The following is a 13,829-nucleotide window of genomic DNA, read 5'->3' on the forward strand; positions in this document are numbered from 1 at the left end:
ATGGGAGAGGGTCTCGTCGGCCAGTGCGCACTCGAGAAGGAGCGGATTCTCGTCACCGACATCCCGTCGAACTACGTCAAGATCAACTCCGGACTGGGCGAAGCGGCGCCGATGAACATCGTCGTGCTGCCGGTGCTCTTCGAGGGCGAAACGAAAGCCGTCATCGAGCTCTCGTCGCTGCAGCAGTTCACGCCCACCCACCTCACGTTCCTCGAGCAGCTCACCCAGTCGATCGGCGTCGTGCTCAACACCATCGAAGCCACAATGCGGACGGAGAACCTGCTCGAGCAGTCGCAGCAGCTCACCATGGAGCTCCAGACGCGCCAGACCGAGCTGCAGCAGACCAACGAGGAGCTAGCTTCGAAAGCCAAGCAGCTCGCCGAGCAGAACGTCGAGGTCGAACGCAAGAACAAGGAGGTCGAGCAGGCGCGCCGGGCCCTCGAGGAGAAGGCGGCCGAGCCCGCTCTCACCTCCAAGTACAAGTCCGAGTTCCTCGCCAACATGTCGCACGAGCTGCGCACGCCGCTCAACTCGATCCTCATCCTGGGCCAGCAGCTGGCCGAGAACGGGGGCGGCAACCTCAACACCAAGCAGGTCGAGTTCGCCCGCAACATCCACTCCGCCGGCACCGACCTCCTCACCCTCATCAACGACATCCTCGACCTCTCCAAGATCGAGTCGGGCACGGTCACCGTTGAGGCCGAGGAGCTCCCCTTCAGCACCGTGCGCGACAACGTCGAGCGCACCTTCCACCACATCGCCGAGCAGAAGAACCTCCGGTTCAACCTGGACTTCGACAACAACCTGCCCCGCACCTTCACCTCCGACTCCAAGCGCCTCCAGCAGATCCTCAAGAACCTGCTCTCCAACGCCTTCAAGTTCACGGCGCAGGGCCACGTCAACATGAGCGTCCGCCTCGTGCAGGACGGGTTCACGCCAGACCACCCGACCCTGCGATTCGCTCAGAACGTCGTGGCCTTCAGCGTCACCGATACCGGCATCGGCATCGCCCCTGAGAAGCAGAAGCTCATTTTCGAGGCGTTCCAGCAGGCCGACGCCGGCACCAGCCGCAAGTACGGCGGCACGGGTCTGGGCCTTGCCATCTCCCGCGAGCTGGCCACCCTGCTCGGCGGCGAGATCAAGCTCGTCAGCCAGCCCGGCCAGGGCTCCACCTTCACGCTCTTCCTGCCCGTCGCGTATACCGGCCCCGCCCGCGGGGCGTCCATGCCCTCACCGTCCAACACGACCTTCTCGCAGCGTCCCATGGCCAAGGCCCTCCCCGTCCTCCCCATCGCCGAGGAGATCATCCCCGACGACCGTGACTCGATCATGGACGGAGACAGCGTCCTGCTGATCGTTGATGACGACCCGCACTATGCCCGCGTGCTCCTTGGCCTGGCTCGTGACAAGGGATTCAAGGCGATTGTCGCCAACCGCGGCCAGACCGCCCTATCTCTGGCCCGCGACTACAAGCCCACCGCCATCACCCTCGACGTCTTCCTGCCCGACATGCTCGGCTGGACCGTTCTCAACAACCTCAAGCTGGACCCCACCACGCGCCACATCCCGGTGCAGATGCTTTCGGTGGAAGAGGAACGCCGTCACGGGCTCAGCCACGGCGCCCTCTCCTACCTCGTCAAGCCCGCAACCACCGAGGACCTCGAGCACGCCTTCGACCGGATCAAGACCTACGTCAAGCCGCACACCAAGCGCCTGCTTGTCGTCGAGGATAATGACATCGAGCGCAAGTCGATCGTCGAGCTGCTCAACCACGACGATATCGAGATCATGGCGGTGGGCACGGGCAAGGAGGCGATGGCCGCGCTCCTCGACCGCGTGTTCGACTGCTGCGTGATCGACCTCCGCCTGCCCGACATGACCGGTTTCGAGCTGCTCGAGCGCGTGCAGGCGGAGCCCACGCTCCGAGACGTGCCCGTGGTGGTCTTTACGGGCAAGCAGCTCAGCGAGGAGGAGGAGGGCCGCCTCCGCACCGTTGCCAAGAGCATCGTGCTCAAGGACGTCCAGAGCCCCGAGCGGCTGTTCGACGAGACCGCGCTGTTCCTGCACCGGGTCGTCACCGACCTTCCCGAGAGCAAGCGCAAGATGCTCGAGCGCCTGCACGGCTCGTCGGAGGTCCTCCGGGGCAAGAAGGTGCTGGTGGTCGACGACGACGCCCGCAACATCTTCGCCCTGACCACCGTCCTCGAGAACTACGAGATGGAGGTCATGAGCGCGACCAACGGGCGACAGGCGATCGAGCTCATCAAGGAAACCCCGGACTTGTCGGTCGTCCTGATGGACATCATGATGCCCGAGATGGACGGCTACCAGACCATGCGAGAGATCCGCAAGATCCCCGAGTTCCGCACCCTGCCCATCCTGGCGCTCACCGCGAAGGCCATGAAGGGGGACCGCGAGAAGTGCCTCCAGGCCGGGGCCAGCGACTACATCGCCAAGCCGGTTAACACGGACCAGCTACTGTCTCTGCTAAGGGTGTGGCTGTACCGCTAAAGCCCCCGAGGGCTAAGGGTTCCATTCTGTTCGGGTCTCTGCCGGAGATGTAAGGAGTAGCGACAGCGCGAGGTAAATGCAGAACAGCGTCTCCATCCTGCTCGTTGACGACCAGCCGCGCAACCTCGACGTCCTGGAGTCCATCCTTTCCTCGCCCGAGTACGAGCTGGTCCGTGCACAATCCGCCGAGCAGGCGCTGCTGGAACTCCTGCACCGCGAGTTCGCGGCCATCGTCCTCGACATCAAGATGCCCGGCATCTCCGGCCTCGAGCTCGCGCAGATCATCAAGAAGCGCAAGCGCACCGAGAACATCCCCATCCTGTTCCTCACCGCCCACCTCATCGAGGAGCAGGACGTCCTCCGCGGGTACGGCGCCGGCGCCGTCGACTACCTCAGTAAGCCCATCAACCCCGACATTCTGAAGACCAAGGTCGCGGTCTTCATCGACCTTTACCGGAAGAACCGCGCCCTCGCCGACGTCAACCGCCAGCTCCAGTCGGAAGTCGACAAACGCGAGAAGGCGCAGGAGGAGCTCCGCCAGGCCAACGAGCGGCTCGAGTCTCGTGTTCACGAGCGCACCGAGGACCTCACCCTTGCAAACTACGCCTTGCGAGACAGTGAGCAGCGCGTCCGCCTGCTCCTTGAATCCGTCGGCGAGGGCATCTTCGGCATCGACCACGGCGGCTTCGCCACGTTCGTGAACCCGGCGGCGGCGCAGCTGCTGGGCTACTCGCCCGAGGAGCTCATCGGGCAGCCGCTGGCCCAACTGCTCCCGGAACCCGCGCCGGAAGTGCCGCAGCTACCCGCGCTCGACGGCGCGCCCCTTGTCTCCACGCCCGGGCCCGACCACTTCTTCACCCGCAAGGACGGGACCAGGTTCCCTGTCGAGTTCGTCCGCACCCCCGTCCGCAACGAGCGCGGCGTTATCACCGGCGAGGTGGTCGTTTTCCGCGACCTCACGTCCCGCCATCGCGCCTCCCGCCGCCTTGCCGCCGAGCACGCAGTCACAAAGATCCTCGCGACTGCGGAGAGCCTCGATGGCGCCGCGGACGAGCTGCTCGCGCGACTCTGCGAGACGCTCGATGTGTCGGCCGCCAAGATGTGGGTCGTCGAAGACGCCCATGTCCGCTGCACCGCGTGCCACGTTGAAGCCGATGCTCCGCAGCTCCTGGGGTTCAAGAAGGAGGCCCTCGGAACGCGGCTCGCCATCGGGCGAGGCCTCTCCGGCAAAGTTGCGCAGACCAGGGAGCCTCAGTGGTACGGCACGCTGACAGGCCTCTCCGGCCTCCCCTGGGTGGACCGGGCCATCGCCGCGGGCCTGCACAGCGCGTTGGGGTTCCCAGTGGTCGAATCCGGCCGTTGCGAAGCCGTGATCACCATGTACTCGCGCGATGTGGCCCCGCCCGACGAGAGCCTCATCGCGATGGTGGGGTCCATCGGGCGCGAGATCGGCGCCTTCGTCCGTCGCACCCGCGCGGAGACCGAGCTTCGCGCTCACCGCGAGCAGCTCGAGGAGATCGTTCAGCAGCGCACGGGGGCGCTCGAGCGGTCGCATGAGCGGCTGCGCCAGGCCGAGCGACTCGCTGCCGTTGGTACGCTCGCAGCGGGCCTGGGGCACGACATGAGCAACCTGCTCCTGCCAATCCGCGCACGGCTGCACAGCCTTGCTGAGTCCGGCCTGGCCCAGCAGGCGATGGGTGATGTCGCCGCAATTGGCGAGGCGGTGGGCTACCTCCAGCGCCTGGCCTCGGGCCTGCGCCTGCTGGCGCTGGACCCAGATCGCATTACCGACCAGAATACTGGCACCAACCTCTCGGCATGGTGGCGCGACGTCGAGGGCGTCTTCCGCGCCGCCCTCCCGCGTGGCGTCCGCCTTGAAGGAAGTGCCGCGCCCGACCTTCCGGTGGTCTCTATTCCTGCGGCCCGTCTCACACAGGCCGTGTTCAACCTCGTGCAGAACGCTGGCGAGGCACTGGCTACCGCGCCTGGACGCGGGGCGGACAAGGGCGTGATCCGCATCTCCGCCCGCCCGATCGCGGGCGAGCAGGACGGCTCCGTCGAACTGATCGTTGAAGACGATGGGCCGGGCATGACCGCGGACGTCGCCGCCCGCTGCTTCGAGCCGTACTTCAGCACCAAGACCCGCGTGGTTTCCACCGGCATGGGTCTCGCCATGGTCCGCGCTTGGGTCGAGGGTGCCGGCGGTAGCGTCATCCTCAACACCGCGCCCGGAAGGGGAGCGAAGTTCACACTCGTCCTCCGCCCCCGGACCGGCGCGCCCACGGGCGACCAGGCCGGGCGTGCACCCGCGGCCCACGCCGCGATCACCATCGAGGATAAGCGAACGCTCTCCTTCGTCTCCGTGCTCATCGAGGCTTCCCACGCCCGTGCCCTCGCCTTCGACCAGGAGGGCGTGCCCGACGCCGAACTCTGGGTGGTCGGCGGCGCTGCCGCCACGCCGGAGCGTGTCGCCGCGTTCCTGGCTCAGGATGGGGCAAGGCGGGCCGTGGTGCTCGAAGACCTCGCCCCCGGGGCCCGCGCCCGCGACGGCCACCAGCCGCAGATCGCCGATCCCCGTGTCTGCTACCTGGGTAAGAAGCCCGGGACCTCGCATCTCCGAAAAGCACTGGTGGACGCCCTTGGCGTCACCCGCACCAGTGCCGGAACCCCGGCCCCCGAGCCGGCAGAGGCCACCTCATGACCACGACCACCAAGCGCATCAAGGTCCTGCTCGTTGACGACAACGCCATCCTCGCGGAGGCGATGTCGCGCGTGATCGGCAGAGACGCACGTTTCACCTGGGGGGGGTGGCTGGAGTCGACCGACACCCTCGTCGATCACGTGCATGAGACCTGCCCGGCCGTGGTCCTCATGGACGTAGACATGCCGGGCGTCGAGACCTTTGAACTCGTGAAGCTGCTTTCCGAGAAGTGCCCGCAGACCAAGGTCGTGATGTTCAGCGGGCACATCCGCGAGGACTTTGCGGACGCAGCCCTCGACTCCGGCGCCTTCGGCTACCTCCACAAGGATGACGAAATCGAGGTGCTGCTCCAGAACCTGCAGCGCGTGGATGCCGGCGAGGTTGTACTAAGCCCACTCGTGCGCAAGGTGATCTGGCGCACCTGAGTTCTGTGGAGGCTTCGTACCTCTAACGCACGTGGATGGGCGCACCGCTCACTGTGGTGCTGCCGCCGAGCCTGTGCCATCAGGCGCAAAGTCAAAGCTGATCAGGTACTCGGTGCTCCACACCGGGTACTCGAGCGCCACGCGGTAGGTCACGAACTCATCCGCGTCCCACCCCACCTCCGCGAACATGTGGCGTGTAAGCGCCCCGAGCTTGGGGTATCCAGGGTCAGCCAGCTGTTCCAGCCCTGGGGATAGCTGTTCCAACGCCACTGCCTCGGGCGCACGGTCGAACCACCGCTCCGTCGGGCGTCGGCTCGACACCTTCCCGTCAGGCCCGACCGCCGACGCTACGGTCCCCCGGGCGCCCAGCACGTAGCACCCGGCCGTGCCCACGCACTCACGGGCGAGCTCGCGGTGAAGCATCATGACGAGCGAGTAGTACCTGCATGGCGGGTCCACCAGCGTCGATACGTTCACCACCGGCGGGTCGCTCATCCGCGGATGCTGCCCTCCCCACGAGCGATCCGCCAGCACCACGTCGCCGGCGCCGCTCACCTCCACGACAAGCAGCAGACCGGAGCTGGCTCTTCGGATGGAGACGCGCGGGAGCGGCTCGGTGCAGAACTCCGGCACCAGCGCTCGCGCGGTTTCACCCTGCAGCGGCCGCCCCTCCACGAGGCTCCGCAGCGGCGACGACCCGGTGTCGCCCTCAAGCCCCGACGCCAGACGCGTGTGCTGGCACAGCGGCTGAGCGCGTGGACCGCCGTTGAGGCCCGCGTAGCCGGTCACCGCGGCGTGCTCGATGTACGCGCTGTCCTCGGGCATCGGCCGCAGGGCGATCACGCTGAACTTGCACTCCGCCCAACGGTCCATGATCGCCCGGGCAGCTTCGAACATTGCACGGCGTGCCGCGATCGTCCCGGTCTCCTCTGGCCCCGCTCCGCTCCGCACGCGTTCCGCCAGACGGATCAGCTCCGCCTGGCTCCCGCCGCACCGGTCGATCAGGGTGCCGTAGCGCTCGGCGGCGCGTGACGCGTTCGCCACGGCGGTTTCGTCGCACCCGAGCCGGCGTGCTCGCTCCACAACCTCCTGCAGCCCTTTCACGCCCGGCAGGGCCGCGACGACCTCCGCACCGTCCTGCACGCGCCGCACGGCCGCGACCAGCCGCTGGCAGACCGGGCGGCTCACGCCCAGCCACCGCGACATCTCGGATGCGCCCCGCGCGTGTGACGGGAATGCCCCGATCAGCGCATCGAAGTCTCCCTGAAGAGATTCCCCAACGCGGCGCAGCTCCGTGAGGGTGATCGCCGGCCCTGTGCGCGCTCCGGCCCTGCGGCGGGCGGCGGTGGGCGTACGGACCCGGGTTGTGGCTGCGCGACGCTTCAAAGGGCCCCCAGCATAAGCGAGAACAACCCAGAACACCAGTATTTCTGCTGTTCGAGCGGATTTCTCTTGACGCATCCCAGCGGTTTTGTCATGCTGTTCCCACTTGATCTGAATTCGACAGCGATCCGAGAACAAGAACCCCGCCCGAAACCCCTCTCATTTCCTTGGAGCCCTGCCATGCAACCCGCCGTCTGCGCCCTCGCCGCTCTTGCCATCCTGCCCGCCGCCGCCAGCGCCCAGTGCCAGCTCCAGAAGCACCTGCCGGACCCAGCTTACAACGGCTTCGGCATCTACACGGCCCTGTCCGACAACTATGGCGCTGTCGCCAGCGACTCCGAGGGCGACTCCCCCGCCACCGCCTTCGTCCTCTACCGGCGCGCCGGTAACACCCTCACCCACGTCGGCCCGCTGCTCCCCTCCGAGGGCGTCAACCCCAGCACCACCCGCTACGGGCACGGCATCGCCATGCACGGGAACACGATCGTGACCACCGACTACATGGCCAACAACTTCGCCGGGCGCGTGTACACCTTCGTGGACACCGGTACTGCATTCGCGCAGCAAGCCACCCTGAACCCCCCGGCCGGCGTGCAGGCCTTCGGCACCGCCGTGGCTACTGATGGCGCCCGCCTGGTCGTCACTACCTCATGGACGCACCCCAACGGCGGCCCCGGTGGCAATGCGTTTGTCTATACCCGCACGCCCACCGGCTGGGCGCACGTTCAGTCCAACCTCAACCCCTCCATGATGGACGGCCCTGAGTTCGGCATGTCCGTCTCCTTGCAGGGCGACACTCTCGCTATCGGCGCCCCCGACCAGTTCGACCCCGGCTTCTACGGTTCGGTTTTCGTCTATATCTGGAACGGCACTCAGTATGAGCTGCACTCGCAGGTGCTCCCGCCCGCGGAGATCTTCCCGCCAAACGGCTACGGCATGGGAGTTCTCGTCCACAACGATCTGCTCTTCGTCGGCGCGCCCGACCGCCCCTTCTCCGGGCAGGTCTACACCTACCGCCGCAACGGCAACAACTACGACTACGTCGAGACCATCAACCCCGGCACCTACAACAACGAGTTCGGCCGGCGCCTCGCCTTCCTCCCGGAGACCTCCACCCTCATTGTGAGCGCCGAGGGCGACATGACCAGCGGCGCCTCCGCCGGGGCCGTCTACCCCTACCAGATCAGCCCCCAGGGGAACGCGACCCCGCTCCCGCCTATTTACCCCAATGACGCGGCCGAGGGGCAGCGCTTCGGCGCCTGCGTTGCCGCCAGCAACGGCCTGCTCCTCATCGGCGCACGCTCCGACGGCGACGGCTCCGCCTACGTGTTCACCCCGACCGGCCCGTGCGCCCCCGCGTGCCCCGGCGATCAGTGCGGGCCCCAGGACTACAACGGCGACGGCGACTCCGGCACCGACCAGGACATCGAGGCGTTCTTCGCCTGCCTGGGCGGCACCTGCTGCGAAACGTGCTTCTGCCAGGGCTCCGACTTCAACGGGGACGGTGACATCGGCACCGACCAGGACATCGAGGCGTTCTTCCGCGTGCTCGGCGGCAACCCCTGCTGAGCCTCGTCCTTCCCGCTCTCCAGCCTCCAGAGACGATGACGACGAGGAGCACCTTGATCCACTCACTTCAACGCCCCGCGCCATTCCACGAAAAGCGCAACAGCTCCGGCTTCACCCTGATCGAGCTCCTCGTCGTCATCGCAATCATCGCCCTGCTCATCGGCATCCTGCTGCCTTCGCTCGCGCAGGCACGCGAGGCCGGGCGCGCCGTCAAGTGCATGTCCAACCTGAGCCAGATCAGCAAGGCCGCGAACAGCTACGCAACTGACTGGAAGGATCGCATCTGGCCCGGCTACGACTGGTCCAAGGCCGCGTACGAGCGCGACTCGACGCTCCTCCGCGGCAACGGCCTCATTTACCAGTACGTCGGAGACACCAACGAAATCGCCGAGTGCCCCAACCGCAAGCGTCAGGGCGCCACGCCGGAGCTCGGCCCACCGTGGCGGTCCTGGTGGGTCACGCCCGACGACAAGCTCGAGTTCGACTACACCATGGTTGGCCGCATGCAGGGACTGCGCATCGGCAACACCGTGAAGATAGGCGTGCTCGAGAACCCCGAGACCTACGCCCTCTCCGCCACGCCCCCCAACACACTCCCCGGCAACACCACAGCCCTCCGCCTGCTCTCCGGTGTGCCGCTCTTCGTCGAGGAGTCCATCTACTTCCACAACCAGTTCGTGCGCGACGGCTGGTTCGGCAGCAGCGACCAGGTCGCTGAGAACCACACCAAGCGCGGCTTCATCGGCTACGCCGAGGGCCACGTTGCTCTCTTCGACGTCTCGCGCGGCCCGCAGAAGAAAGTCCGGGAAGCAGCCGACACCGACTGCTGGGACCTCTACGCCCTCAACACCAGCACGTTCGTCCGTGTCGAGCCGGACAACACCAGCAACGCCACGAACTGGCGGCAACGCCCCTATGGCTGGATCAACTCGCCGGTCGTCACGCCACCCCTGTGAACGCCCGTCGAGCTCTGATGCCAAAACGGCCGCGAAAGCGGCCGTTTTTTTTTCATTCCGTCTTCGTGGTTCAGCCGCGCCGTCTCCGCTGTACCACAGCGAGGGGTGCCAGGAGGAGCAGTGTGCCTGGCGAGGGGAGCAGATTGATTGACGCCGTCACTACGGATGGCACCTCCAGCAGCGAGCCCACCGGCTCGGACATGCTCTGGAACCACGCGACGTACGGCTGCCCGTTGTTGCGTCCGTTGCTGATTCCGGCGGCAGGGATGTCCACGTGCAGAGTGCGGCCGACTTCCGTGCTCGAGAGCTGGACTTTGAACTTGAACAGCGTCACATTGACCAGCGCGGGACTGAATGCGGGCGTGGACGCCGTTCGACCCTGGTCGCTGAGCTGCCACGCGGTCACGCCGCTGCCGCCTGAGGTGTTCCCCGTGCCGCCGAACCATGATGTCACCTGCCGCTGTGCCACGCGCAGGTACGTGGTGCCCGACACTGTGTTGATGTGCCCGATTACCCGGTTGTTCTCGGGAATATTCGAGAACGCGTAGGGAATGATCCGTCCGTACTGCCCCGGTGCATCCTGCACGGCCCCGATGGGGGTGGTCTGCTGACCGCCCCAGCCGTTGTTGACGAGCGGCCCGAGTGTGTCAGTCGCATGCCAGTTGCTGAGGGTGGGCTGATAGCTTGTGAACGCAAATCCCAGCGGCGCCGCGCTCCCCTGGTAGGACACCAGCACCCGCACGTCCACCGACGCGCCTGGGAAGGCGTTGAGCGAGGTCTGCCAGTTCTCCTGGCCGGCCAATGAAACCTGCACCGCAAGCGTCGTAGCTGACTGGGCAGCACCCGCGGCCAGCAGCAAAACGCTCAACCCGGCCGCGACGCGGCCACGCCCAGGGAACTCGGTCATGTCTCTCTCCTCTCGCTGACGCCCGAGTCTACTGAGCGGGGTGCAGGCCGGTTGCTGCAAATCCGCGCAAGGAAAAACCGGGGCGAGGGCGCCCCGGTCGATGGTTCTGCAGGACAAGTACTTACGAAGCGCCGACGGCTTCGGCCCCCATCGCCACCTTTTCGTCCACCCGCTCGATGCACGCGCCCAGGGACCGCAGGCGGTCCTCCATGCGCTCGTAGCCGCGGTCAAGGTGGTACACGCGGTTAACGACCGTCGTTCCCTGCGCCGCCATGCCGGCGAGCACCAGCCCCGCGCTGGCACGCAGGTCGCTGGCCATGACGGGCGCGCCGACCAGGCCACGCACGCCGCTGATGACGATGGTCGAGCCCTGGCGGATCACCTTGGCGCCCATCCGGAGCAGTTCGGCCACGTGCAGGAAGCGGTCGGGGAAGATGCGCTCGGTGATCACCGAGTTGCCGTCGGCCAGGGTGAGCAAGGCCGCGAGCTGGGCCTGCAGGTCGGTCGGGAACCCGGGGTGCGGCTGCGTGGTCACTTCGACCGGCCGCAGCACGCGGTCGCAGGTTACTCGCACGCTGCGCCGCATGGGGTCGTTATCCGTATTCCTAAATGGATCGCTGCTGCCGCTCGTGATCGTCAGCGCCGGAGTGCGGTGGCGCACTCCGTTGCCGTTGGCGTAGCCGTTCCCATTCGCGTGCCCGTTATGCCCATTGCCGTGTCCGAACCCATTCGTGCTCGTCACCGGCAGGCTGGTCAGTGGCTGCACGTGCACGCCGCAAGCTGCAAGCGTGTACGTCACGCTCAGCAGCGCGTCCATCGGGCAGTTGTCGAGCGTGAGATCGCCGTTCGTGATGGCCGCAGCCATCATGAACGTGCCCGCCTCGATGCGGTCGGGGATGACGGTGTAGTCCGCGCCATGGAGCTCTTCCACGCCCTGGATGGTGATGCGCGGCGAGCCCGCGCCGGTGATCTTCGCGCCCATGGCGTTCAGCAGGTTCGCGAGGTCCACGATCTCCGGCTCGCACGCGGCGCTCTCGATGATGGTGGTGCCCTTGGCCAGGGTCGCGGCGGACATCACGTTCGCGGTACCCAGCACCGTCGAGCCGAACGAACCGCCCAGGAATACCGTCGCCCCCACCAGCCCGCCCGGGGGCGCCTTGACATAGATATCGCCCGCCGTGAGCGTCACCTGCGCACCGAGGGCCGCCAGCCCCCGCAGGTGCAGGTCCACGGGCCGATCGCCGATGGCGCACCCGCCGGGCATGGAGACCCGGGCGTACCCGCGCCGGGCCAGCATCGGACCGAGCGTGCAAATCGACGCCCGCATGGTCTTCACAATCTCGTACCGCGCGTGCGAGAGGCTCTCGTCGGTCGACTGAAGCCGCACGGCCCCGTCCACCAGCCCTGCCTCGCTGGTGCAGCCGAGCTCGCCCAGCAACTTGAGCATGTTGCGGATGTCCGCGAGGCTGGGGACGTCCCGCAGCGTGACGGGTTGGTCCGTCAGCAGGGCCGCCGCCAGCATGGGCAGGGCCGCGTTTTTGGAGCCATTGATCCGAACCCGCCCGAACAGGCGGTGACCGCCCTCAATCACGAACGTATCCATGGAATCCCTTCGCGCCCGCTGCTGGCCGCCACGCCCGTCCCGGCTCCGTTGGTCCCGATAACCGCGTTCCGTCCGCGGCCACAGGACCGCCCTTGGGCCGGCGGGCCGCACACTACATCGGCCCCCCGGGTGCTTTGGCTTGGAAGACAGCAACCGCGCGCTGATCCACACCGCTGACGCAGCTCGATGGACTCGGAAAGGCGATGGAGCGAGGGCCGAACGCGAGGGGGCCGCTACACCCCGCACAGGCCCACCTGCTCCGGCGCATCACCCCCAACTTTCCGCCCATGAGGCTGGCACGCCGCCGGCGCGAATCGGAACCTTGATCGTGTGCGGTTCCCGCGTGGGCCACAAGCCGACGCGACGTTTGCAGGGAGGTTCCTTATGCGTCTCAAGCTCTCCACCTTCGCTCAGTCAGCAGCCGTCCTGGCCGCGCTCGCCGGCGGGCTCGCCCTGGCCGTGCCCCCGCCTGGCAACGGCAACGGGAACGGCGGTAGCGGCGGAAGTGGGGGTACTACCGGCGGCACGACCGGCGGCACCACGCCATCCGACCCCTACGCTGCGCTCCCCGCGTTCGTCCGCATGGAGGGCGTGGTGCGCGACTTCCGCGCCCGCAACGTCGCGGGCGGCCACCCCGACTTCGAGATGACCCCCGCCCAGGGCTTCGGCCACTACGCCGGCATGGTGCAGGACACCCTCGACGCCGACGGCAAGCCGATCTTCCGCTCCACGGGCTACAAGGTCTCCACCCAGTGGAAGGACGCCTCGGGCCAGAACATCATGCCGGGTCCGGCGAAGGCTTATATCCAGGGCCGTGTGGGCGACGTCACGGGTCAGATGGATGTGAATCCCGGCGGCGCGGTTACCAGCGCCAACAGCTTCTCGCAATGGTTCCGCGATGTGCCGGGCGTCAACATGTCCGCCCTGATCCCGCTCACGCTGAACCGGATCCCGGGCACCAACCGCTACGTGTTCGACGACTCGCTCGACACGCACTACGCCCAGCTCGAGGGCTTCTTCATGGTCAACGGCCGCCTGCAGGGCGCCAATGGCGGCGCCCAGGGCGGCAACAAGAACTACCACTTCACCTACACGATCGACTCGACCTTCACCTACCGGCACGGGCAGGGCCAGTACTTCTCCTTCAAGGCCAACGACGACCTCTGGGTCTTCATCAACGGCCAGCTCGTGATCGACCTTGGCGGCGTCGCGGCCAACACCCTTCAGCGCATCGACCTCGACCGCTTGAGCTTCCTGAGCGACGGTCAGGACGCCCGCATCCAGGTGTTCTACGCCAACCGCAACCGCCCGCTGTGCAACTTCCGAATGGAGATGTCGATGGCGATGCGCCGCGTCGATCCGCCGCCGATCACCGAGCCTTTCGACTGATCGCGACCACAACTGAGCACCCCACGGCCGGCGCCACACGCCGGCCGTTTTCTTTTCATCATGCATGGACGAAGCCGGACTGAGCCGCTCTCCACGAGGCCGGGACTGAGCCGCTCGTGGCGAAGTCCCGGATCGGCGGCGACGCAGTTCGCTGCGACGCCCTCCCACCCCTCCCACATCCACCCTCCGCGCACGCCAATTCGTTGCCCCACCTGGCAGCGAATTTGAAACTAGAGGTGTCCGACGGGTATGCGACGGATCGCAAGGCTGCCCGGAGGAAGGAGAGACGGCGGGCTTCAAGCACCCGCCCTTTGCCCTCGGCCTGCGGGGCCCCGGCGGACTGGACGCTTCCGGGGCGGCAGGGACCGCCAATGGACCCGGCGGT

The 13,829-nt window shown here is 67.1% G+C and carries 9 protein-coding genes; 6 read left to right on the top strand and 3 right to left on the bottom strand.

The genetic code is table 11. The features are described 5' to 3' along the window. From VD997_11120 to VD997_11130, 3 genes are all read left to right on the top strand, one after another. Positions 1-2,511: response regulator (locus tag VD997_11120; protein ID HYE62534.1), on the top strand; the 2,511-nt coding region annotated here is incomplete at its 5' end. Between the two features lie 76 nt (positions 2,512-2,587). After that, positions 2,588-5,212, top strand: coding sequence for a response regulator (locus VD997_11125; protein HYE62535.1), 2,625 nt, complete (start codon positions 2,588-2,590; stop codon positions 5,210-5,212). Beyond that, complete coding sequence (locus VD997_11130; GenBank protein HYE62536.1) at positions 5,209-5,637, top strand: response regulator transcription factor; 429 nt, start codon at positions 5,209-5,211, stop codon at positions 5,635-5,637. The genes VD997_11125 and VD997_11130 overlap by 4 nt, the downstream gene beginning before the upstream one ends. Before the next feature lie 48 nt (positions 5,638-5,685). Here VD997_11130 and VD997_11135 read toward each other — a convergent pair whose 3' ends face one another. Continuing rightward, positions 5,686-6,843: a hypothetical protein gene (locus VD997_11135; GenBank protein HYE62537.1), complete on the bottom strand. Its 1,158-nt coding sequence runs from the start codon at positions 6,841-6,843 to the stop codon at positions 5,686-5,688. 357 nt (positions 6,844-7,200) lie between these two features. Between VD997_11135 and VD997_11140 the strand changes: the two genes are divergently transcribed. Together VD997_11140 and VD997_11145 are read left to right on the top strand one after the other, a co-directional pair. Continuing rightward, positions 7,201-8,589, top strand: a complete 1,389-nt coding sequence (locus VD997_11140) for a hypothetical protein (protein HYE62538.1) — start codon at positions 7,201-7,203, stop codon at positions 8,587-8,589. Positions 8,590-8,642: 53 nt separating this feature from the next. Then, positions 8,643-9,545 (top strand): prepilin-type N-terminal cleavage/methylation domain-containing protein, encoded by a 903-nt coding sequence (locus VD997_11145; GenBank protein HYE62539.1) that lies wholly within the window; start codon positions 8,643-8,645, stop codon positions 9,543-9,545. Positions 9,546-9,615: 70 nt separating this feature from the next. Here the strand turns inward: VD997_11145 and VD997_11150 are convergent, their stop codons facing one another. Then, positions 9,616-10,452 (bottom strand): hypothetical protein, encoded by an 837-nt coding sequence (locus VD997_11150; GenBank protein ID HYE62540.1) that lies wholly within the window; start codon positions 10,450-10,452, stop codon positions 9,616-9,618. A gap of 121 nt (positions 10,453-10,573) precedes the next feature. Next, the gene (locus tag VD997_11155) at positions 10,574-12,055 is read right to left on the bottom strand and encodes a UDP-N-acetylglucosamine 1-carboxyvinyltransferase (protein ID HYE62541.1); all 1,482 of its coding nucleotides are present in this window, start codon (positions 12,053-12,055) and stop codon (positions 10,574-10,576) included. Between the two features lie 384 nt (positions 12,056-12,439). Between VD997_11155 and VD997_11160 the strand changes: the two genes are divergently transcribed. Then, positions 12,440-13,444 carry a fibro-slime domain-containing protein gene (locus VD997_11160; protein ID HYE62542.1) on the top strand — a complete coding sequence of 335 codons (1,005 nt, stop codon included), beginning with the start codon at positions 12,440-12,442 and terminating at the stop codon, positions 13,442-13,444. Positions 13,445-13,829: the final 385 nt, after the last annotated feature.

It is taken from the genome of Phycisphaerales bacterium, assembly GCA_035627955.1.
In the GTDB taxonomy this organism is placed as follows: domain Bacteria; phylum Planctomycetota; class Phycisphaerae; order Phycisphaerales; family UBA1924; genus JAEYTB01.